The sequence below is a fragment of the Celeribacter sp. PS-C1 genome, from assembly GCF_019429625.1.
Taxonomy (GTDB): domain Bacteria; phylum Pseudomonadota; class Alphaproteobacteria; order Rhodobacterales; family Rhodobacteraceae; genus Celeribacter.
The window spans coordinates 201,912-222,836 of sequence record NZ_JAHXRW010000006.1; the positions used below are offsets into that span (position 1 = coordinate 201,912).

The window sequence follows — 20,925 nt, forward strand, 5'->3', positions numbered from 1 at the left end:
GACTCTCAGGCGTATCTCAGAGGCGCCCGATCACAAGTGCCAATCACAGGTGACGGTGCACGGTTTCCACGGTGATCTGACCGAAACCGTTGAACTTCGTTGCGGTCGCCAAAGAATAGGCGCCGAGGCCGTAGAAGATCACGTGATCTTCCTCTTCCATCGTCACCGGGAAAGCCAGTTCGGACGGCAGTTTGTCGAGGCTGTCACAGGTCGGGCCAAAGACAGTGCGGTTCACGGTCTCGCCGTCGCGTTTGACGCCTTGCGGGCCGAACACGCCGATGCGGTCGATGACGCCGACGAGGTGCAGCTCGGAGAGGCCACCGTAGACGCCATCGTTCAGGAACACATGGGCGTCGTCACGGATCGCTTTGACGCGGGTCACAAGCGAGTAGCTTTCGGCCACAAGACCACGGCCCGGCTCACAGACGAGCGCCGGCATGTCGTCGCCAAAGGCTTCCGCGGCCACACGACCGATGAGGTCGAAGGTCGGCTCGAGCTGCGGTACAACTTCGTTCAGACGGTGCGACGGGAAGCCGCCGCCCACGTTCAGACGCGCGATTTTGACATCGGCCATGCGGGCGATCTCGGCAGCGGCACGGATGTATTTGTCCCATGCATGCGGATCGGTGCACTGGGTGCCCGGGTGGAAGGTCAAAGACGGCGTGAAGCCGAGCTGAGAGGCGAGCAGCAGAAGCTCGGCAGCGGATTCGACAGTCGCGCCGAATTTCGCACCGAAGTTGTAGGCTGCGCCCTCGACCGGCAGTTTGAAGCGCACGGAAATCTCGACACCATCGGCAGGCACCAGTTCACCGAGTTTCACAAGCTCGGAGTGGCTGTCCACGGAGTAGGATTTCACGCCCATTTTGACGGCATGCAGGATCTCGGTGCGCGAGCGGACCGGGTTGTTGTAATGCATGGCCGCACCCGGCGCGATGCGGGCAATGGTGTCCATCTCGACGGGGGAGGCCACGTCGAACCCTTTGACGCCAGCGGCAACGAGGTTGGCGAGCACGCCTTCATCCGGGTTGGATTTGACCGCATAGGTCACAAGCCCCGGGAACCCCTTGAGAAAGCGACGCGCGGTCGCTTGCAGGATCGAGGGAGAGAAGAACAGCACCGGATGCTCAGGAGCATGAGTGCGCAGGAATTCGCTGGGCGTTGCCCAGATGGTCTTAGAGAGCCCCATTGGTGTCGTCCTTTACCAACAGAGCGCAGCCACATCTTGCCCGGGAAAAGTCCGGTTGGGATTGCGCTTACGCGGTTAATCCGAACCAGGCCAGGTGCAGGTCTTCCGGGTCTTCCCGGGGGTCTCGACCGCCCTTTGATCCTGTAAATCAATGATCGCTATATGCGTGTTGATTTTGCCGTTCGAAAGGGTAAAATCATGCGGAATGCCGGTCATTTTGACGAAATGATCGGTCAATTTGACACGAGGCAGATTTGCGGGCCCTTCGAGACCGCACCTCGGGCTTTGGGAGACGATTTTGGACGATCTCGACAACAAGATTCTGATGGCGCTGGCCGCCGATTCCTCGACCTCCGTGTCGCGACTCGCGCGTCGATTCAAAGTCGCGCGCTCGACCGTACAGGCCCGCCTTGAGCGGTTGGAGACCACAGGCATCATCGCGGGCTATACGATCAAACTGGGGGACGTGGCGCTGGCGCGACGGATCAAGGCGACCGTGCTTATTCAGGTGGAGCCGCGCAGCTCGGCCTCTGTGGTGACGAAACTCAAAGCCGTGCCGGAGGTGGAAATGGTCGCGACCTCGACCGGTCGCGTCGATCTGATCGCGCAGATCGCCTGCGAGACGACCGAAGAGATCGACCAGACGCTTGATCAGATCAACGGCATCACCGGCGTGCAGGACATCGAAAGCCTCATTCACCTGTCGACCAAATTCGACCGGTCTATTTAAGATCGGGCCTGTTGAATGTCTGAGAGCCTCTGCGGAGCGCGGCACAGGTTGTGCGTCCGGTCCCCGATGCAACGCAAAAGGGGCGCATCAAGGTCGATTTCCTCGCCCTATCAGAGCGGCAACAGGATTGGCGTCACGAACAATTTGGGCACGCCCATCGCAAAATAGGGCAAGCGGTGGTCGAGCATATTGCCGCCCACATGGGTTTCCCGACCGGTTTCCCGCCGCAGTTCTCCCGGTCTTTCGCCCTTTTCCTTCACAGCCGCACAGGCTAAACATCGCGAGACCGAGAAATCCGACTGAGCGAGACATAAGATGGCTATGGAAAAGACATTCGACGCACATGAAGCGGAAGCCCGCATCTATGCGGAATGGGAAAAGGCAGGCGCCTTCAAGGCCGGGGCCAACAAGAGCCGCGACGAAACCTTTACCATCATGATCCCGCCGCCCAACGTCACGGGCGCGCTGCATGTCGGACACGCGTTCAACAACACCATTCAGGACATCCTTGTGCGCTGGCACCGGATGCGCGGCTTTGACACGCTCTGGCAGCCGGGTCAGGACCACGCGGGCATCGCCACGCAGTTGATGGTCGAAAAGGAACTCGCCAAAACCGGCCAGCCGTCGCGCGCCGAATTGGGCCGCGACGCCTTCATCGAGAAGGTCTGGGAGTGGAAAGGCAAATACGGCGCCACGATCATCAACCAGCTCAAGCGCCTCGGCTCGTCCTGTGACTGGTCGCGCAACGCCTTCACCATGGCCGGCGCGCCGGGTGATCCGCGCATCGGCCATGAAAACAGCCCGAATTTCCATGACGCCGTGATCAAGGTCTTTGTCGACATGTACGACAAGGGCTTGATTTATCGCGGCAAACGGCTTGTGAACTGGGACCCGCATTTCGAAACAGCGATCTCCGATCTCGAAGTCGAGAACATCGAAGTTGCGGGCCATATGTGGCACTTCAAATACCCGCTCGCGGGTGGTGAGACCTACACCTATGTGGAGAAGGACGAGGACGGTAACGTCGTGTTCTCCGAGGAACGCGACTACATTTCCATCGCCACGACCCGGCCCGAAACCATGCTGGGCGACGGTGCCGTCGCGGTACACCCGGATGATGAACGCTATGCGCCCATCATCGGCAAGCTCTGCGAAATCCCGGTCGGCCCGAAAGAACACCGCCGTCTGATCCCGATCATCACCGATGAATACCCCGATATGAACTTCGGTTCCGGCGCGGTGAAAATCACCGGCGCGCACGACTTCAACGACTATCAGGTGGCGAAACGTGGCGGCTTGCCGATGTATCGCCTGATGGACACCAAAGGCGCGATGCGCGCCGACGGGTTGTCCTACGAAGACAGCGCCATTCTGGCCGCCGAAATCCTCGCGGGCAAACCGTTCACCGAGGCCGAAGTCGATACGATCAACCTTGTGCCGGATCACCTGCGCGGTCTCGACCGTTTCGAGGCGCGTAAAGCCGTTGTTTCCGAGATCAACGACGAAGGTCTCGCCGTCATGACCACGGTAACAAAGAAGGTCAAAGACGAGGATGGCAATGAGTCCGAGGTGACCGAGACCGTTCCTTACGTCGAAAACAAACCGATCATGCAGCCTTTCGGCGACCGCTCCAAAGTCGTGATCGAGCCGATGCTGACCGATCAATGGTATGTGGACGCCGAGAAAGTTGTCGGCCCCGCGCTGGACGCTGTGCGCTCTGGCCGCACAAAAATCATGCCGGAAAGCGGCGAGAAGACCTACTACCACTGGCTCGAGAACATCGAACCCTGGTGCATTTCGCGTCAGCTCTGGTGGGGGCATCAAATCCCTGTCTGGTACGGCCTCGATCTCTCCGCGCCGAACTTCAAAGACGACGAGGGCGATGGCGCTCTGGACGAAGTCGAACTCATGCGCCTCTTGACCGAGGGCGGCATGTTGCACGCCGGTTCCGTCCACCACTGCGCGTCGGACTTCGACGCCGTGCATGCCAAATTCTTCGCCGATATGGCTAACCTGCCGACGCCGCTGAACCACTGCCGCGTCATCGAGGTCGCAGATCGCCAAGCAGGCATCGAAGCCTTCGCCGAAGGCCTCGCGCAATATAACGTCACGCAGGACCCGACCAAACTCGTCTACCCGGTGTGGCGTGACCCCGATGTGCTCGACACCTGGTTCTCTTCGGGCCTCTGGCCGATCGGCACGCTGGGCTGGCCGAATTGGGATGAGAGTACGTCGAAATACTTCCCGACCGATGTTCTGGTCACCGGCTTTGACATCCTGTTCTTCTGGGTCGCCCGGATGATGATGATGCAACTGGCGGTCGTGGATGAAATCCCGTTCCACACGATCTACCTGCACCAGCTCGTCCGCGACGAGAAGGGCAAGAAGATGTCTAAAACCACGGGCAACGTCATCGACCCGCTGGAGATCATCGACGAATACGGCGCCGATGCGCTGCGCTTCACCAATGCCTCCATGGCTTCCATCGGTGGTGTGCTGAAACTCTCCGTGGACCGCATCAAAGGCTACCGGAACTTCACCACGAAGATCTGGAACGCCGCGCGCTTTGCCGAGATGAACGAGGTCTTTGACGCCTACGAGCCGGGCCTTACACCAACGCCCAGCGCGACCGTGAACAAATGGATCATCGGTGAAACCGCCAAGGTGCTCTCTGAGGTCAACACCGCCTTCGAGGAATACCGGTTTAACGACGCCGCCAACGCGCTCTATGCCTTTGTCTGGGGCAAGCTCTGCGACTGGTATGTCGAACTGTCGAAACCGCTGTTCTACGATGGCGATGAGGCGACAAAGGCCGAGACGCGCCAGACCATGGGCTGGGTCCTCGATCAGGCGCTGGTCATGTTGCACCCGATCATGCCGTTTATCACCGAAGAGCTTTGGGGCACGATCAAACCGGGTCGTGGCATGCTGGCGCTCACCGATTGGCCGGAGCTGTCCTCCGATCTGATCGACGCGGACGCCGATGCGGAAATGAACTGGGTGATTGATCTGATCGAGAGCATCCGCTCGTCGCGCGCCGAGGTGCATGTGCCTGCGGGTCTCAAAATCCCGATGGTGCAGGTCGAATTGAACGAGGCGGGCAAAACCGCCTGGGCCAACAACGAAGCGATGATCATGAAACTCGCGCGCCTCGACAGCTTGTCCGAAGGTGCAATGCCCAAAGGCGCGATCACGATTTCGGTTGCGGGCGGCACCTTCGCCCTGCCCCTCGAAGGCGTGATCGACATCGCTGAGGAAAAGGCGCGTCTGGAAAAAGCGCTTGGCAAATTGGCAAAGGAACTCGGCGGTCTGCGCGGTCGGTTGAACAACCCGAAATTCGTGGACAGCGCGCCTGAAGAGGTTGTCGCCGAGGCGCAGGAAAACCTCGCCGCCCGCGAAGAGGAAGAGGGCAAACTCAAAGCGGCACTCGCGCGCCTTTCCGAAATCGCCTGATCTTCATTGCGGTCAAAAATACTCATGAAAGGCTCGCCACACCGGCGGGCCTTTTGAGTATTTAGACCAAGAAGAACCCCTTAATTATACTTGGCCGCGCGGCCCTGCATCTGCGCCATGACGCTTTCCATCTGGTCCTTAGTGCCAATCAAGGCCCGTTGCTCGCGACTTTCCTCCATCAGGATATGCGTGCGATCCTCCGAGGTTTCCGCCACTCCGATCAACCGCTTGGCGGCGCGCATCGCCGATGGGCTTTTACTGGCAATGGTGGTGGCAATCTCAAAGGCGCGCGTGTGCGCGTCTTCGGCCACTTCGGTGACGAGGCCCAGCTCAATTGCGCGGTCGACAGGAACGATGTCATTCGTGTAGGTCAGCAGCCGCAACACATCTGATCTCAGCACGCGCGGAAACAGCACCATGCCCCCCATGTCGGGAATCAGCCCCCATTTCATCTCCATGATCGACAGTTGGGCTTCAGGGCTCGCGATGCGAATGTCTGCCGCGATGGCAAACTGCATGCCAGCGCCGAAACAGGGACCATGGATCGCGGCAATCACCGGGATCGGCAGGTCGTAAAGCGCGAGAGAGAAGGCCTGAAACGCATTGCAATCGCCATGAGTGCGCTCCATCACGAGTTGGTCCAAATCTTCGGACAGGAAGCGTTGGAAATTCGAGGTATCAAGCCCCGCGCAAAAGGCCTTGCCCGCGCCCGAAAGCAAAACGACACGAGCGTTTGAGGCGGCAATCTCCGCCACATGCGCCAGAAGATCGGCAATCATGCCTTCGGTCACCGCGTTCATCTTGTCGGGGTGATTGAGGGTCAGATGGGCGATGTGGTCTTTGATCTCGAGCGTGACGGTCATGGTGGGTCCTCCTTCAGCCACCTTATCAAGGCACGCAAATCCGTCATGTCTGACGTTGCGGCGCTTGCGCGCCCCTGCGCTTTGGGGCAGGAAGCCGGTATGACAGACACACGCCAAACCCCGCTCGCCCAATCCCTGCCCGCCACCGTGCCTTTCGTCGCGCCCGAGCGCATGGAAGAACTGCGTGGCGCCGCCTTTGACGCCCGACTGGGCGCCAATGAACTGTCCTTTGGACCCTCTCCGAAGGCCTTGGAGGCGATGGCCGAAAGCCTGAGCGGTGTCTGGAAATACGGCGAACCGGAAAATCGCAATTTGCGACTGGCGTTGGCCGCGCACCATGGCATTGACGCAGATGAGATCACAGTGGGCGAAGGCATCGACGGTCTGCTGGGCAATCTTGTGCGGCTCTATGTCGGTGCTGGCGATGCGGTGGTCACCTCGGCGGGCTCTTATCCGACGTTCAACTATCATGTCGCGGGCTTTGGCGGCGTGCTGCACACTGTGCCTTACAAGGGCGACTTTGAGGACCCCGAGGCGCTGATCGCCAAGGCAAAAGAGGTCGGAGCCAAGCTGGTTTACTTGTCCAATCCGAACAATCCGATGGGATCGGTGCATCGGGCGGAGACTGTGCAGGCGATGATTGACGCCGTGCCAGAGGGCTGTCTTATGATCTTGGACGAGGCCTATACCGAGTTCGCACCGGAGAGCACCCGCCCAGCGCTCGACACCTCGAACGCCCGTGTGATCCGGTTTCGCACCTTTTCAAAGGCTTATGGCATGGCGGGCGCCCGTGTCGGCTATGGCATTGCGCATCGTGACATCGCCATGAGCTTTGACAAAATCCGCAACCATTTCGGCGTGAACCGGATGGCGCAGGCGGGTGCCTTGGCAGCGCTTGAGGATCAGGCCTATCTGGCTGACACCGTCAAGAACGTCACACAGGGCCGCGAAAGACTTGCACAGATCGCACAATCGGCAGGTTTGACACCACTGCCGTCGGCCACCAATTTCGTCACGATGGATTGCGGGCACGATGGCGATTATGCCCGCGCGCTGGTCAAGGCGCTCGATGCCCGTGGCGTCTTTGTCCGCATGCCTGGTGTGGCGCCACTAGATCGCTGCATCCGCGTCTCTGTCGGGTTGCCCGAAGAGATCGAGATTTTCGCGGAGCGCCTGCCGCTGGCGCTCGCGGATTTGGGGTAACGGCCCACGCTTTGCGCCACGTTCCATAACCTCGCATTAAAGTTAACGCGAGGGGAAGAGGTGGCAGCTAAGTTCCTCTTCAATCTGAAAGACAAATCCGCAGAAAAGAAAGGGACCCGAAGGCCCCTTGGATCACACCCGGCTGGCCAAAAGCTTGGCCGCGGCGACAGACCCGCCTTCACCATGCGGAATTTCAAGCGCCGTGAAGGCCGTTTCCATCGCGCCAATGATGCCCAGCACCATATGCGCGTTGATGTGGCCCATATGACCAATGCGGAAATAACCGGCGGCCTCAGACGAGCCTATGTCACCAAAGCCCAAGGAAATCCCCAAGGTGATCCCCAGATGCTCCGTCAGCCATGTGCGCAGCCGCGTGCCGTCTCCAGCGCCGAGGCTCAGCGTCGAGACAGCATGTGAGCGGTAAGCCGGATCGGCGATGTTGAAGCGCAAATCACCGCCCTGCCCCCAAGTCTCGACAGCGGCCCAATAGGCCCGCGCCAACGTTTCGTGCCGCTCCCAGACGTTTTCCAGACCTTCCTCGAGGATCATCGTGACGGCCTGACGCAGACCATAAAGGTGATGCGTCGGCGGCGTGCCGTCAAAATATTCGTAGAGATGCACCGGCTTGGCGCGCGTTTCCCAGTCCCAATAGGGCGTGCGCAAATCATTGCCCTGCCCCTCCTGCCGGGCCTTTTCCGAGAACCAGACAAAGCCCATGCCGGGAGGCGTCATCAGCCCCTTTTGCGAGGCTGCGATCATCACATCGACACCCCAGGCGTCCATTACGAACCGGTCACAGCCGAGGGACGCGATGGAATCGACCCCAAAGACAGCGGGGTGCCCGGCGGCGTCGATCGCCTCGCGGATCGACGCGATGTCGTTGCGCACGGAGGTGGCGGTGTCGACATGGGTGGCGAGCACCACCTTGATCTCATGCTTGGTGTCTGCCCTCAAAGCCGCTTCGAGGCGAGCGGGATCGACCGGGGCCTGTTTCCCGAAGTCGAGAATTTCCACATTGGCACCCAGACGCGCCGCGACATCGGCCCAGCCATGGCCGAAATTGCCAGTCACACAGACCAGAACCTTGTCCCCGCGCGAGATCATGTTGGTGAGAGAGGCTTCCCAAAGACCGTGACCATTGGTGATATAAAGCGCCACATGGCCAGAGGTCCCGGCGATCGTCTTGAGATCGGGGATCAGACCGTGGGTCAGTTCCACCAACTCGCCGGTGTAGATGTTCGGCGCCGGGCGATGCATCGCCTGCAACACGGGATCGGGGATCACGGACGGACCCGGAATAGCAAGGTAATGACGGCCGTTGGCAAGAGACATGAGAAACCTCGAAAATCTGTGAAGACCTTTCGACTAGCGCTGCGCTGCGCCTGCGTCAATGACATGTAGAGGCACATCCGCCTTGCAGAGATGGCGCCGCCTGCGCCTCGCTTGCCCCAACCCGCAAAGACGGATAAAGAGACGCGATCTTTCTTAGGAATGGACCATATGTTCAAGACGCTGAAAAAAGGGTTCAAGAAGCTTGAACGCGCAGAGGTCGGCCAATTTGGCAACGACGTCACGACCCCGCGCACCCGGCGTCTGGCAATGTGGCATTTCCACCTGTTCGACCACGCGTTTCTGCGCGGGATTTGGACAAACCTCTATGAATTCGCCCCCGGCGCCTGGCGCTCGAACCAGCCGTCGCCGCGCCGGATTGCCCAATACGCAAAGATGGGGATCAAGACCGTTCTGTCGCTCAGAGGCGACAAAGATGTGTCTTACACTCTGCTCGAAAAGCAGGCCTGCGAAGCGCATGGTCTCAATCTTGTCATCACGAAAAAGGCAGGCGCCCGCAATGCGCTTAAGGGAGAGGATTATGTCGAACAGATCGACATTCTGGCCTCGCTCGAAAAGCCCTTTGTGATCCATTGCAAATCGGGTGCAGACCGGGCTGGCATGGCCGCGGCGCTCTATCTTTTGCATTGCGAGGGAGCGTCGATCAAAGAGGCCAAGAAAATGCTGTCCTGGCGGTTCATGCATCTCAAAAGCACGAAAACCGGCATTCTTGATTACATCCTGCGCCTTTATGAAAAAGACGTGGAAGAAAACGGGCCGATCCCGATCCGCGAGTGGTTCCTGACTCGTTACGACCGGCAAAAAGCGCGTGAGTTCAAAACATTTCGGGCCTTCCCATGACAGGCACACCGCAAAAAACCAACGGCGACCCCAGCGCCCCGGCTCGACAGTCTCCGCCCCGGGGCAGTCGCCTTCAAGTCATCCCGGACACACCGTCCAAAGTGCTGATCCGCTGGATGTGGCGGGACTATCTCAGCTCTCATATCGGCCTGGTCATCATCGCCCTCATTCTCATGTCGGTCGAAGGTGCCATGTTGGGGGTCTTCGCCTCCCTGATTGAACCGATGTTCGACAAGGTGCTGGTCGCAGGGGAATCCAACGCACTCTTTTGGGTCGCTTTCGCGGTTTTCGGCGTCTTTTCCATGCGCGCTCTGGCCTCCTTTGGTCAGCGCGTGATCATGTCGCGGGTCGGCCAAAAGGTCTCCGCCAAACTTCAGGGCAATCTGGTGGCCCACATGCTGACGCTCGACGGGCGGTTCTTTCAGGACAACCCACCGGGCACACTGATCGAACGCACCCGTGGCGACAGTGGTGCTGCGGCGGGCGTGTGGAGCACGGTGCTTTCCGCCGCCTTCCGCGATGTTATCATGCTTGTCTCGCTACTGGCTGTGGCGATCTCCGTTGATTGGCGCTGGACCCTGATCGCTGTGGCCGGCGCGCCGCTCTTGGCCGTTCCTGTCACAGTGCTGCAAAACCTCGTGCGCCGGACCACGCGCCGCGCCCGTGCGGCCTCTGCCCGCGTTTCGACCCGTTTGGATGAAATTTTCCACGGCGCCACCACCATCAAACTGTCCGGCACAGAACGCCGTGAGGCGGATCGGTTCGAGGATGAAATCTCCGATCTGGTGAGCGCGCAGATTCGCTCTGACGCCGGTCAGGCGGGTATTCCCGCGCTGATGGATTTGGTCGCAGGGCTCGGCTTTTTCGGGGTGCTTCTCTACGGCGGGCAACAGATCATCGACGGCACAAAGACTGTTGGCGAATTCATGTCGTTTTTCACCGCCATGGCCGTGGTGTTCGAACCCCTGCGGCGTCTCGGCAATGTCTCCGGCTCGTGGCAGGCCGCGCGCGCCTCTTTGGAGCGCATCTACGCCATTTTCAACGAACGCCCGGACATCACCAGCCCCGCAAAACCCGTTTCCCTGCCGGTGCCGGCCTCAAAGGCCGACATTCGGTTCGAGAACGTGGAATTCGCCTATGCGGACTCCCCCGTGTTGCGCGGCACGACCTTTACCGCCGAAGCGGGCAAGACCACCGCGCTTGTGGGCGCGTCTGGTGCCGGGAAATCGACGCTGTTCCATCTGATGACCCGCCTCGCGGATCCGGTCAAAGGCCAGATCAGCATCGGCGGCGTGCCGACCACGAAACTGGGCCTGACGGATCTGCGCGGGCTCTATTCCGTGGTCTCGCAAGACGCGCTTTTGTTCGACGAAAGCCTACGGGACAACGTGCTGATGGGCACCGAAGTCGACGACAAGCGCTTGAAAGCCGCACTTAAGGCCGCCCATGTCGAGGATTTTGCCAGCCGCCTGGATCATGGGCTCGACACCCCGGTCGGACCACGCGGATCGGGCCTGTCGGGCGGTCAGCGTCAGCGCGTGGCCATCGCCCGCGCCGTGTTGCGCAACCGGCCCGTGCTGCTCTTGGACGAAGCCACCTCGGCGCTTGATGCCCAGTCCGAAAAGATTGTGCAAAACGCGCTCGAAGATCTGTCGAAAAACCGCACCACTTTGGTCATCGCGCACCGTCTGTCGACCATCCGCAACGCCGACAAGATTGTGGTGATGGACAAGGGTCGCGTGGTGGACGAAGGGACCCACGACGAACTGATCGCACGCGGTGGGCTTTATGCCGATCTCTATCGCCTACAATACGCCGACGGGCGCACGGTTATGGACGGTAGCCCCGTGCGAGCCGGGCAGGATCGGCGCCCAGAAGGTAGCGCAGAAGACGCCAAAGGTTCCGGGCTCCTTGCCGCCACCAGCCGGATGTTTGATAACGTGTTGGGTCTGTTTGGACGCGCAAAGGACTAAGCGCGATTTTGCCCTTGAGGCGGCGCGCGATCTCCACGTCCTCCATCAGCGGCAGTTCTGCAAATCCGCCGATCTCGTCGTAAAGCTCGCGCGAGATCAACAGGGCCTGATCGCCATAAGGCAGATCGAACACCCTGCTGCGCAGGTTGGCCCAACCTGCCGTCACTTTCGGACCCAGCCCCTTTGCGTTGCGAAACGACAGACCATAGACCAGCGCGTGGTCATAAGATTTCGCGAGATGCTGCACGGTCGCCTCGGCCCAGCCCTCCGGCATCCAAGTGTCGGCATGCAAAAACAGCAACCAATCGCCTTGAGCCGCTTCTGCGCCGCGCTTGAGCTGCGCCCCGCGCCCCGGCGCGCCGATGACAAGTTCGGCGCCCACGAAATCGGCCATTCTCTCCACCCCATCGGTGGAACCGCCGTCCGTGAGGATCAACTCCCGCACCAGCCCGGCATCCAGCCCCTCCATCAGAGACAGCATCGTCTCCCGCAACTTTGGCGTCGCGTTCAGCGTCGGGATAATGACAGAAATTGGTGCGCGCATAGGCCCCTCAACAGGTTTGCAGCTTCTCTTGGCTTCTTCCCTTCCTATATGAAGGGCAACAAAAGGGGAAAGGGTTCACATGACTGACCAAGCGCGCAAAGTGATCGAAATCTCGGGCGACGACCGGCTACATTTCCTGCAAGGGCTGATCACCAATGATGTCAAAGGCCTCGAGACCGGCGCGGTCTATGCCGCCCTTTTGACGCCGCAGGGCAAGTTCCTCGTCGATTTCTTTCTCGTCCCCGAGGGCGACGTGGTGCTGATGGACATCCCGGCCTCCGAAGAAGAGAGCCTGATGAAGCGGCTCACCATGTATAAATTGCGCTCGAAAGTCACACTGACGCCGACGGACCGTGTTGTATCTCGGGGCCTCGGCGAAGCCCCCGAGGGCGCTTTCCAAGACCCCCGCACGCCCGAGATGGGCTGGCGCGCCTATGACGGGCGGCCCTCGGAGGACGTCGATTGGGATGCGATCCGCGTGGCGCATTGCGTGCCGGAATTCGGTATTGAACTCACGCCGGACACTTTCATTTTGGAGGCAGGCTTTGCGCAGCTGCACGGCGTGAACTTCAAGAAAGGCTGTTATGTCGGCCAAGAGGTCACCGCTCGGATGCATCATAAAACCGAATTGCGCAAAGGCTTGAAACAAGTCGCAATCGACGGCTCCGCCCCCGTCGGCACCGAGATTGTGACCGAGGACGGCAAAACTGCAGGCACGCTCTTCACCCAGTCGGGTGACCGCGCCATCGCCTATCTGCGCTATGATCGAGCCCATGGCACGCTTAAAGCCGGTGACGCGCTGATCAGCCTTTAACAAAATCGCAAACTCTTTTCTGTTCAATCCGCGCAAGCGACGGCATGATGGATATGCCGACGGGAGGCATGTTGCACATCGTGCCGCGGCGGGAAGATCATTTTGAAAGGAACTGGCATGAGCGATGTCGCCGGAAAACCCTGTATCATCTGTGTGGCGATCACCGGCTCCTTGCCGACGAAGGCCGACAATCCGGCCGTTCCGATCACCATTTCCGAACAGATCGAAAGCACGCATGAGGCCTATGAGGCCGGCGCCTCCATCGCGCATTGCCATGTCCGCGACGACGAGGGCAAACCGACCTCCGATCCCGAGCGCTTCGGTCGCTTGATGGAGGGGATCCAGCTTCATTGTCCCGGCATGATTGTCCAGCTGTCGACCGGCGGTCGGTCCGGCGCTGGCAAAACCCGGGGCGGCATGCTGTCCCTGCGCCCGCCGATGGCCTCGCTGTCCGTGGGCTCGAACAACTTCCCGACCCGCGTCTACGAGAACCCGCCGGATCTCGTCGATTGGCTCGCCGCAGAGATGAAGACCTACGGCGTCAAACCAGAGATCGAGGCCTTCGATCTGTCACACATCTATAAAGCCCACGACATGATGGAGCACGCCCAGATCGGCGCGCGGCCCTATGTGCAATTCGTCATGGGGGTGAAAAACGCCATGCCCGCCGTGAAGCGCGTGTTCGATATTTATGTCGACACGGTGCACGACCTCTTTGGTGATGATATCCCGTGGTGTGCCGCAGGCATCGGGCGGCATCAACTTGAGGTCAATGAATGGGCCGCAGCCGCAGGTGGTCACCTGCGCACCGGGCTTGAGGACAACATCCGCATCGACAAGACCACGCTTGCGCCCTCGAATGCGGCCTTGGTGGAACTCGCGGTTCTGGCCGCCCAGCGCCACGACCGCCCCATCGCGACACCTGCACAGGCCCGCAAAATTCTTGGACTGCGGGCCGGATAATCCTCGCACCCTGAAAACGGAAAAAGCCGCCCGAAAGGAGCGGCTTTTTTAATTTCAGCGAAAGACCTGAGCCTCAGGCGCGTTCCGAATACTCCATCGTCTCGGTATTCACCACGATGTCCTCGTCGGTGCCCACGAACGGCGGCACCATAACGCGCACGCCGTTGTCGAGCGTAGCGGGTTTGAAGGAGTTCGCAGCGGTCTGACCTTTGACGACCGGCTCGGTCTCCACGATTTTGCAGATCACTTTCTGCGGCAGGGTCGCGTTCAGCGCCTCCTCCTCGTAGAACTCAACAACGATGGTCATGCCGTCCTGAAGGAACGGACGACGCTCACCCAGAATGTCGGCCGGGATCGTGACCTGTTCGTAGGTCTCGGTGTCCATGATGTTCAAAAGACCGTCGCTCTCATAGAGGAACTGCATGTCTTTTTGCTCAAGACGCACGCGCTCGACTTTGTCGGCGGAGCGGAAGCGCTCATTGAGCTTGCGTCCGTCGCGGAGGTTTTTCATTTCGACCTGAGCAAAGGCGCCGCCTTTGCCGGGCTTCACGTGGTCGACTTTCACAGCGGCCCAAAGGCCCCCGTCATGTTCCAGCACATTGCCGGGGCGGATTTCGTTACCGTTGATTTTGGGCATGTCACTAAACCGTGGCGTTTGGTTGAAGATATCTCAGCGCACCCTATATCTGGCCAGTCGCTGGCTGACAAGGCTCACGACAAGCGCCTCTGGGCGCTCCGGAGTAAGGTGTACCGCTTTGTCTCGCGGAAACTGGGGCAGGATGTTAGCGCTGAAAGATATGCGCCAAATGCAAGATAGGTATGCATTTGCGTTGTATCCGAATCGTTACAAACCTGCCATAAGGGCCCGCACGCCAAAAAGACAAGAGCAATAATACAAGGATAACTCATGGCTGAGTTCGTGGATGGCACCGCATTCAATTACGAGCAAGGACAACGCGCACGCAAACTTTTTGCCGCTGTTGTTTTGGCTGCGCTCGATGATGCGATCGCCGATGATAAAAAATATGGCAATGGCCCGGAACAGATCGCCCGTTGGGCGCGCTCTCGTGATGGCCGTGAAGTTCTGTCCTGTGCCGGCATCGACCCGTGTGAACGCGTCGTCTCCGGTCTGATGGAATTCGTCTCCAAAGGCATTCGGACCTCCGTCGCGCTGTCGCGCGAGGAAAGCGAACGTCGTCACGCCCAAGAGGCGGCAGAGGCTGCGTAAAACACGCTATTGCCGATGTTCTGAACAAGACGCGCCAAGCTGCTGGCGCGTCTTTTCTTTTGCGCGCATGCTGTCTCAAAAGGAGAGCCACATGAGCAAGAAAATCGACATCTCTGCCATCTCGCCCAAGATCGGCACCCTCTACCCGCCCCCGCATCACATGGGCACGCGCGACCGCGTCAAACGCGCGCTTGGCGATCAGGCGGGGCTCACACAATTCGGTGTCAACCTAACCACACTGCCGCCCGGCAGCAGTTCCGCCCTGCCCCACTGGCACGAACAGGAAGACGAGTTTGTCTATATCGTCGCGGGCCACCCGACGCTGGTTTATGGCGACAGCGAAGAACGCCTCTCGCCGGGAGATTGCGCAGGATTCAAAGCAGGCGTCGAGATCGGCCACTGTCTGCGCAACGACACCGACAGCGATGTGGTCGTGCTGGAAGTTGGATCGCGCAAAAAGGGCGAGCGGGCTTTTTACCCCGGCCTCGATCTCATGGCGGACACAGGAAAAGATAATTTCTACTTTCAACTTGATGGAACACCTTACCCGAACATCCGTCGCCGTGGCCCCGGCGAGGATTAACCCCTTCCCTCTTCATTGCAGCTCACATACTCATGAGCCTCAAAAGGGAGAGGCACATGGCCAAGGCGATCATGATCCAGGGCACCGGCTCTAATGTGGGCAAATCCATGTTGGTGGCGGGGCTGTGCCGGGCCTTCACCCGTCGCGGGCTCAAAGTCGTGCCTTTCAAGCCGCAAAACATGTCCAACAACGCTGCCGTGACCCAAGATGGCGGTGAGATTGGCCGCGCGCAGGCGCTTCAGGCTCGCGCTTGCGGTTTGGCTCCGCATTCCGACATGAATCCCGTGCTATTGAAGCCCGAAAGCGAACATGGCGCTCAGGTCGTGGTGCAAGGCAAACGCGTAGGGGCGCTCATGGCGCGCGATTATGGGCAGGAAAAGCCCAATCTGATGCCCAAGGTTTTGGAAAGCTTCCACCGCCTCACCGCAGCTGCCGATCTCGTAGTGATCGAAGGCGCCGGCAGCCCGGCGGAGACCAATCTACGAAAAGGCGACATTGCAAATATGGGCTTTGCCGAGGCCGCCGATGTGCCTGTCATTTTGGTCGGCGACATCGATCGGGGAGGCGTGATCGCGCAGCTTGTCGGCTCTCACACGGTGCTCTCCCCTGAGGATCGCGCCCGCATACGGGGCTTCGCCGTCAATAAGTTTCGAGGTGATCCAAAACTGTTCGAAGAGGGCTCGAAAGACATCGCCCAACGCACCGGCTGGACCGATCTCGGCACCTTATCTTGGTTTCCCGAGGCCCATCGTCTGCCCGCCGAGGATGTAATGGAGATCAGCTCGCGTGGAACAGGGCGGATCAAAATCGCCGTTCCGAAACTCTCGCGGATCGCGAATTTTGACGATCTTGATCCGCTCGCCGCCGAGCCGGATGTGACGGTGCAGATCGTGGAACCGGGAGAGCCGCTGCCCGGTGACGCTGATCTGGTTCTGATCCCCGGCACGAAATCGACGCTGGGCGATCTGGCATTCTTTCGGGCGCAAGGGTGGGACATCGACCTGCACGCCCATATCCGGCGTGGTGCGCACGTTCTAGGGATTTGTGGCGGATATCAAATGCTTGGACAATGGATCGACGACCCCGAGGGCATCGAAGGGCCGAAAGGGCGCCATCCGGGACTTGGGTATTTGAACGTGGAAACCACCATGGGCGGCGACAAGCGGCTGGCGGAAGTGGTGGCGACGGACCACGCCAGCGGGCATGAGGTGCGCGCCTATGAAATCCACATCGGGTGCACCGACGGTCCCGACATGGCCCGCGCTTGGCTCACCCTGGAAGGACGCCCCGAAGGCGCGGCGTCACAGGACGGGCGTGTAATGGGATGCTATTTGCACGGATTGTTCACCGCAGATGCGTTTCGCTCAGCCTATCTGGAGCGATTTGGCGCCGCGAACACAGGGATCATTTTCGACGCCACGGTGGAGCACACGCTGGATGCGCTGGCAGATCATATCGAGGCCCATCTGGACCTCGACCGAATTTATGCGCTTGCCGAAGCCATCAAAGCGGTCTGATCACTCAAACTCGCGCAGGGTCAGAGCGCGCTGCACTTCGCGCCGCACAAGACTGCGCACATTGCGGGTGATGCGCTGGCCCAACTCGCCCTGCAACTCTTCGCGAATGACCTGAGCGATCATCTCACGTAGCGCCTCTTCGTCGAGAATCTCCTCATCGGCATAGCCCGCCAAAGCGAGTTCTTCCTCGAAGTTTGGATCGAAATCGGGGGCGACGCCCTGTGCGGGCGCCTCAAGTTCTTCATCCTCGGCTGCGACATTCTCCGACGCGTCTTGGGCAGACTGAAACGCGCTTTCCTCAATCACCTCGGCATCGGCGATGTTATCCATCTCGTCATCTGCCCGGTCGTCAGACTGTGTCATTGCAGCTCCGTCTGCCTCATGTGCTTTGTCCGTCCCGTCCTCGGCGGGCGTCTCATCCCCCTCCGAATCCGCAGTATTCGTTTCCTCCGGACCAGTTTTCGTAGAGCCGGTTTCAACTGGGCCCGTTTCTACCGGACCGAAATGAAGCACACGCCCCCCCGGCTCCGCGAAGGCACGCGGCATCTCACGCGGAATTTCTGCCTCAAGGTCCTCGGAGCCGTCCGGCTCCCATTCCATGCCCTGCGCGCCGACAGCGGCTTCAAGCTCGGCAATGCGTTGTTCAAGAGACAGACGTGCGACATGGGCGGCCGCGACCTCGTCGGGCGTGTCGTCCAAATCGGCGCTCCAATCTTCCGCCGTAGGCACGGGCTCTTCGGGCGCGTCCGCCGCAGCGTGCACCTCTTCTGCAACCAAGGCTTCGAGGTCCGTCTCAGGCGCCTCTTCTTCATCCGCTTGCGGAACATGCACGGCCTGTTCCATCGACAGAACCAAAGGCTCGGGGGCTTCCGAAAGCGGCTCGCTAGCCTCTTCCGGTGCGACGGCTGGCGCTTTTTCCACCCGGAAATCAGGCGTCAAAACCAGCGCTGCAGGCGCAGGAGCGACGTCTTTCGGCTCAGAAGGTGTCTCAAGCGGGCGTTCCAAAGTCAGGGGCGGCTCTGCGGCTTTTGATGGCGCAGACGCCTTCACAGCACTCTGCGCGTGGGTTTCCGCCACCAAACGACGGATCGAGGCCAAAACATCGTCCGCATCAAGATTTGTCATCGGATCAGACATCCCGACTCCCCTTACACTACCCCTGATGGTAGCCAGCTTCCGTCTCACATACAACAGAAGCCGTCTTCAAACGCAAACCCCCGCAGATCGGAAAACCGACATGCGGGGGCGTTTTCAGTCAACCGAAAGCCTCGGCTGTTACTTTTTCATCAAACCTTCGAGCACCCGATCCAGCTTTTCGCCTTGCGGGCTGACATAGCGGGTCGGGGCATTTTTGACAGCGTTATAGTAAGCTGCAGGGTCATAAACCGGAACATTGAGCTTGAGTTGCTCCACGGTCAGCATACCCAGCGATTGCAGCACCGCGTAGGATTGGGTTTCGCGCGCAATACGGGCCTGAATGGCCGAGACCTGCGCATCGAGCAGGTCCTGTTCCGCGTCCAGCACATCGAGCGTGGTCGCTGCGCCCAGATCGGCCTCTTCGCGCACACCGTCATAGGCCACACGCTGGGCCTGAACATAGGCGTTCGACGCGCTCTCGGAAGCCGCAAACACAGACAGCATCGCCCAGCTGGTGCGCACGCCCTGCTCCACTTCGCGGGTGGTTTGCAGCAATTCGGCACGCGCCGCATCGCGGTTGGCAATCGCGCTCCGCACACCGGAGGCGACGGCACCGCCGGAATAGATCGTGCCGGAGACGCCAACGCCGATGGAGGTCGTGTCATTGTCAAAATCGTCGGAATAGCTCTGCGTCACCGAGCCGGTCACAGTCGGGAACATATTGCGTTCGGCAATATCGACGGCGATGTCCTGAGCGGTGGCCTGGTGCTGCAGTGCGATGATGCCCGGATGTCTTTGACGCGCGGTGGAGACAGCAGCCTCCAGCGTCGGCACCGGTAATGTGATGTTGGGCGGGGTCGAGAGCGACGTCGGATAATGTCCGACAGCGACCTTATAGGTCTCGCGCGCGGCAGAAAGCGTACCCTGCGCAGAAGCCAGATCGGCGCGCACGGACGCCAATTGCGCCTCAAACTGCGCCACTTCGGTGCGGGTGATCTCACCGACTTCGAACCGATCCTGTGCAGCGCGCAAGTTTTGCTGGTTCAGACGCACAGCGTTCTGGCGCAGATTGACCAGCGCCTGCGCTTCTCGCACACTCATATAAGCGTCGACCGCAGAGGCCAGAACGGCCTGTTCGACATTGACCAAAGAGGCGCGCGTCGCAAGCACAACCTCTTTTTGCAGATCAACGGAAAGCTTGTTGCGTCCAAAGGTGTAGATGTCCATCGAAGCGACGAAAGACAACGTGTCGCTCCAGTCAGACCAGACATCGCCGGTTTGGAAACCGCGTTCTTTGCCGACCTGATAATTATACGTCAGAGAAGGACGTAGATCGGAGAGAGCCGAGGCCACCCCCTCGTCCGTCGCGCGCAGCGTGGCGCGGTTCTGTTCCAGAAGTCCGGAATTCTTGTAGGCCGACGCCAGCGCATCGCCCAGCGTTTCCGCCCAAGATGCCATCGGCATGACGCCCAGGCCAAGGGCTGCCACACCGGCGTACAGCGCTTTCTTGATTGTTGTGCTCTTGCTCATTGGCCTCATGCCCCTTTGTTATCTCGAACGCCGGGGCCTTCCCGGCCAATCCTACGCTCGCATCCTTATAGCGCGAATTGCGCGCGCTTTACAAAACCCGGCAGTACCGGCGCGGTGGCATTGAACGCCATACGCCATGTAATTGCACCGTCTATCTTGTACCCTATACGCACGATGCCAAGGGCTCCGTCTAGGAAAATAGCACAGATGCGACCTTTTTCCTTCACCTGGGACAGAATTTCATCAGGCATTTCTTCAACCCCGCCTTGCAGGATAACAACATCATAGGGTCCGTGCTGCGCAGCGCCTTTGGCAATCGGCCCTGTTTCAAGGATCACATTGTCCGATCCGTTGGCGGTCAGAGCGCTGGCAGCCTCAGCGGCCAGAATCTCGTCTTCCTCGACGGCAACCACCGCCTGCGCCATGCGCGCGATGACCGCGGAGGAGTAGCCCATGGCACATCCCAGATCGAGCACCAGCTCGTCGTTTTCGATATTCAGCACATCCAGCATCTTCGCCAGAACCCGCGGATCCAGTACCACACGATTGTTGCCGAGATCGACATGTTCGCCAACATAGGCGCCGACGCGCTTGTCATCGGGCACGAAATTCTCGCGCGGGACGGTCAACATGGCCTCAATGATCGGGAACTTGGTCACATCGGAGGGGCGAACCTGCGTGTCGACCATGGTGGTGCGGAGCTGGGTGAAATCTGGCATGGGCTGAACTCTTTCGTTCATGGGCATCTCTTTCGCCGTTTTGCCACAAGCCTCTGGCAGGGGCAACATAACAATGCACATGCGAAATCCATCAAAAGGCGGCTTGCACAGGTTTCAAGCATGGTATAGACAGCGGCACACCATTTCAGGCGAGTTGGCGGAGTGGTGACGCAGCGGATTGCAAATCCGTGTACACCGGTTCGATTCCGGTACTCGCCTCCAAATTTTCCCTTAAAATACAATAATATGCCTGTCGGCTTGCGAAAGCCCGCTTGCCGTATAAACTGTTACA

At 59.7% G+C, this 20,925-nt stretch carries 17 protein-coding genes, 1 tRNA gene and 1 pseudogene; 11 read left to right on the top strand and 8 right to left on the bottom strand.

Features of this window, described 5'->3' with window-relative positions; genetic code table 11:
- Nucleotides 1-43: 43 nt before the first annotated feature.
- Nucleotides 44-1,186: a type III PLP-dependent enzyme gene (locus tag J5Y17_RS11165; protein WP_219785329.1), complete on the bottom strand. Its 1,143-nt coding sequence runs from the start codon at nucleotides 1,184-1,186 to the stop codon at nucleotides 44-46.
- A 298-nt stretch (nucleotides 1,187-1,484) separates the two neighbouring features.
- On the opposite strand from J5Y17_RS11165, the gene J5Y17_RS11170 reads away from it, so the two are divergent.
- Together J5Y17_RS11170 and J5Y17_RS11175 are read left to right on the top strand one after the other, a co-directional pair.
- The gene (locus J5Y17_RS11170; protein WP_219785330.1) at nucleotides 1,485-1,916 is read left to right on the top strand and encodes an Lrp/AsnC family transcriptional regulator; all 432 of its coding nucleotides are present in this window, start codon (nucleotides 1,485-1,487) and stop codon (nucleotides 1,914-1,916) included.
- A gap of 315 nt (nucleotides 1,917-2,231) precedes the next feature.
- Entirely contained in the window at nucleotides 2,232-5,369 is a 3,138-nt protein-coding gene (locus J5Y17_RS11175; protein WP_219785331.1) for a valine--tRNA ligase, read from the top strand.
- A gap of 80 nt (nucleotides 5,370-5,449) precedes the next feature.
- Here the strand turns inward: J5Y17_RS11175 and J5Y17_RS11180 are convergent, their stop codons facing one another.
- Entirely contained in the window at nucleotides 5,450-6,232 is a 783-nt protein-coding gene (locus tag J5Y17_RS11180; protein ID WP_219785332.1) for a crotonase/enoyl-CoA hydratase family protein, read from the bottom strand.
- 99 nt (nucleotides 6,233-6,331) lie between these two features.
- Here J5Y17_RS11180 and J5Y17_RS11185 point away from each other — a divergent pair, with 99 nt between their 5' ends.
- Nucleotides 6,332-7,435, top strand: a complete 1,104-nt coding sequence (locus J5Y17_RS11185) for a pyridoxal phosphate-dependent aminotransferase (RefSeq protein ID WP_219785333.1) — start codon at nucleotides 6,332-6,334, stop codon at nucleotides 7,433-7,435.
- A gap of 132 nt (nucleotides 7,436-7,567) precedes the next feature.
- On the opposite strand, the gene J5Y17_RS11190 is transcribed toward J5Y17_RS11185, so the two are convergent.
- Complete coding sequence (locus tag J5Y17_RS11190; RefSeq protein ID WP_219785334.1) at nucleotides 7,568-8,767, bottom strand: alanine--glyoxylate aminotransferase family protein; 1,200 nt, start codon at nucleotides 8,765-8,767, stop codon at nucleotides 7,568-7,570.
- A 168-nt stretch (nucleotides 8,768-8,935) separates the two neighbouring features.
- On the opposite strand from J5Y17_RS11190, the gene J5Y17_RS11195 reads away from it, so the two are divergent.
- On the top strand, nucleotides 8,936-9,625 hold the full coding sequence (locus J5Y17_RS11195) for a tyrosine-protein phosphatase (protein ID WP_219785335.1): 690 nt from the start codon (nucleotides 8,936-8,938) through the stop codon (nucleotides 9,623-9,625).
- Complete coding sequence (locus J5Y17_RS11200) at nucleotides 9,622-11,598, top strand: ABC transporter ATP-binding protein (RefSeq protein ID WP_370628924.1); 1,977 nt, start codon at nucleotides 9,622-9,624, stop codon at nucleotides 11,596-11,598. The genes J5Y17_RS11195 and J5Y17_RS11200 overlap by 4 nt, the downstream gene beginning before the upstream one ends.
- Here J5Y17_RS11200 and J5Y17_RS11205 read toward each other — a convergent pair.
- Nucleotides 11,525-12,142, bottom strand: a pseudogene (locus tag J5Y17_RS11205) (glycosyltransferase); the annotation flags it as partial. The gene J5Y17_RS11200 and the pseudogene J5Y17_RS11205 overlap by 74 nt on opposite strands.
- 79 nt (nucleotides 12,143-12,221) lie before the next feature.
- Between J5Y17_RS11205 and J5Y17_RS11210 the strand changes: the two are divergent.
- Together J5Y17_RS11210 and J5Y17_RS11215 are read left to right on the top strand one after the other, a co-directional pair.
- The gene (locus J5Y17_RS11210) at nucleotides 12,222-12,956 is read left to right on the top strand and encodes a folate-binding protein YgfZ (protein ID WP_219785337.1); all 735 of its coding nucleotides are present in this window, start codon (nucleotides 12,222-12,224) and stop codon (nucleotides 12,954-12,956) included.
- 117 nt (nucleotides 12,957-13,073) lie between these two features.
- Nucleotides 13,074-13,919, top strand: coding sequence for a 3-keto-5-aminohexanoate cleavage protein (locus J5Y17_RS11215; RefSeq protein WP_219785338.1), 846 nt, complete (start codon nucleotides 13,074-13,076; stop codon nucleotides 13,917-13,919).
- Between the two features lie 73 nt (nucleotides 13,920-13,992).
- Here J5Y17_RS11215 and efp read toward each other — a convergent pair whose 3' ends face one another.
- A complete protein-coding gene (efp, locus tag J5Y17_RS11220; protein WP_219785339.1) occupies nucleotides 13,993-14,556 on the bottom strand; it encodes an elongation factor P in 564 nt (187 codons plus the stop codon).
- Nucleotides 14,557-14,826: 270 nt separating this feature from the next.
- Between efp and J5Y17_RS11225 the strand changes: the two genes are divergently transcribed.
- The 3 genes from J5Y17_RS11225 (at nucleotide 14,827) to J5Y17_RS11235 (ending at nucleotide 17,247) form a co-directional block, all read left to right on the top strand.
- Nucleotides 14,827-15,147: a DUF6280 family protein gene (locus tag J5Y17_RS11225; protein WP_043868949.1), complete on the top strand. Its 321-nt coding sequence runs from the start codon at nucleotides 14,827-14,829 to the stop codon at nucleotides 15,145-15,147.
- A gap of 91 nt (nucleotides 15,148-15,238) precedes the next feature.
- A complete protein-coding gene (locus J5Y17_RS11230; protein ID WP_219785340.1) occupies nucleotides 15,239-15,730 on the top strand; it encodes a cupin domain-containing protein in 492 nt (163 codons plus the stop codon).
- 56 nt (nucleotides 15,731-15,786) lie between these two features.
- Entirely contained in the window at nucleotides 15,787-17,247 is a 1,461-nt protein-coding gene (locus J5Y17_RS11235; RefSeq protein ID WP_219785341.1) for a cobyric acid synthase, read from the top strand.
- On the opposite strand, the gene J5Y17_RS11240 is transcribed toward J5Y17_RS11235, so the two are convergent.
- The 3 genes from J5Y17_RS11240 to J5Y17_RS11250 form a co-directional block, all read right to left on the bottom strand.
- Nucleotides 17,248-18,384 carry a hypothetical protein gene (locus J5Y17_RS11240; RefSeq protein WP_219785342.1) on the bottom strand — a complete coding sequence of 379 codons (1,137 nt, stop codon included), beginning with the start codon at nucleotides 18,382-18,384 and terminating at the stop codon, nucleotides 17,248-17,250.
- Nucleotides 18,385-18,522: 138 nt separating this feature from the next.
- Nucleotides 18,523-19,914 carry a TolC family outer membrane protein gene (locus J5Y17_RS11245; RefSeq protein WP_219785343.1) on the bottom strand — a complete coding sequence of 464 codons (1,392 nt, stop codon included), beginning with the start codon at nucleotides 19,912-19,914 and terminating at the stop codon, nucleotides 18,523-18,525.
- A 65-nt stretch (nucleotides 19,915-19,979) separates the two neighbouring features.
- Complete coding sequence (locus tag J5Y17_RS11250) at nucleotides 19,980-20,633, bottom strand: protein-L-isoaspartate O-methyltransferase (protein WP_219785369.1); 654 nt, start codon at nucleotides 20,631-20,633, stop codon at nucleotides 19,980-19,982.
- 148 nt (nucleotides 20,634-20,781) lie between these two features.
- Here J5Y17_RS11250 and J5Y17_RS11255 point away from each other — a divergent pair.
- Nucleotides 20,782-20,855 (top strand) — tRNA-Cys (locus J5Y17_RS11255).
- Nucleotides 20,856-20,925 lie beyond the last annotated feature (70 nt).

Bases quoted from the DNA above. Each gene is read 5' to 3' on its own strand.
- J5Y17_RS11230 (WP_219785340.1), top strand. From the start codon at position 15,239: ATGAGCAAGAAAATCGACATCTCTGCCATCTCGCCCAAGATCGGCACC.
- J5Y17_RS11245 (WP_219785343.1), bottom strand. From the start codon at position 19,914: ATGAGCAAGAGCACAACAATCAAGAAAGCGCTGTACGCCGGTGTGGCA.
- J5Y17_RS11180 (WP_219785332.1), bottom strand. From the start codon at position 6,232: ATGACCGTCACGCTCGAGATCAAAGACCACATCGCCCATCTGACCCTC.
- J5Y17_RS11165 (WP_219785329.1), bottom strand. From the start codon at position 1,186: ATGGGGCTCTCTAAGACCATCTGGGCAACGCCCAGCGAATTCCTGCGC.
- efp (WP_219785339.1), bottom strand. From the start codon at position 14,556: ATGCCCAAAATCAACGGTAACGAAATCCGCCCCGGCAATGTGCTGGAA.
- J5Y17_RS11225 (WP_043868949.1), top strand. From the start codon at position 14,827: ATGGCTGAGTTCGTGGATGGCACCGCATTCAATTACGAGCAAGGACAA.
- J5Y17_RS11250 (WP_219785369.1), bottom strand. From the start codon at position 20,633: ATGCCAGATTTCACCCAGCTCCGCACCACCATGGTCGACACGCAGGTT.
- J5Y17_RS11200 (WP_370628924.1), top strand. From the start codon at position 9,622: ATGACAGGCACACCGCAAAAAACCAACGGCGACCCCAGCGCCCCGGCT.
- J5Y17_RS11210 (WP_219785337.1), top strand. From the start codon at position 12,222: ATGACTGACCAAGCGCGCAAAGTGATCGAAATCTCGGGCGACGACCGG.
- J5Y17_RS11175 (WP_219785331.1), top strand. From the start codon at position 2,232: ATGGCTATGGAAAAGACATTCGACGCACATGAAGCGGAAGCCCGCATC.
- J5Y17_RS11185 (WP_219785333.1), top strand. From the start codon at position 6,332: ATGACAGACACACGCCAAACCCCGCTCGCCCAATCCCTGCCCGCCACC.
- J5Y17_RS11240 (WP_219785342.1), bottom strand. From the start codon at position 18,384: ATGTCTGATCCGATGACAAATCTTGATGCGGACGATGTTTTGGCCTCG.
- J5Y17_RS11215 (WP_219785338.1), top strand. From the start codon at position 13,074: ATGAGCGATGTCGCCGGAAAACCCTGTATCATCTGTGTGGCGATCACC.
- J5Y17_RS11235 (WP_219785341.1), top strand. From the start codon at position 15,787: ATGGCCAAGGCGATCATGATCCAGGGCACCGGCTCTAATGTGGGCAAA.
- J5Y17_RS11190 (WP_219785334.1), bottom strand. From the start codon at position 8,767: ATGTCTCTTGCCAACGGCCGTCATTACCTTGCTATTCCGGGTCCGTCC.
- J5Y17_RS11195 (WP_219785335.1), top strand. From the start codon at position 8,936: ATGTTCAAGACGCTGAAAAAAGGGTTCAAGAAGCTTGAACGCGCAGAG.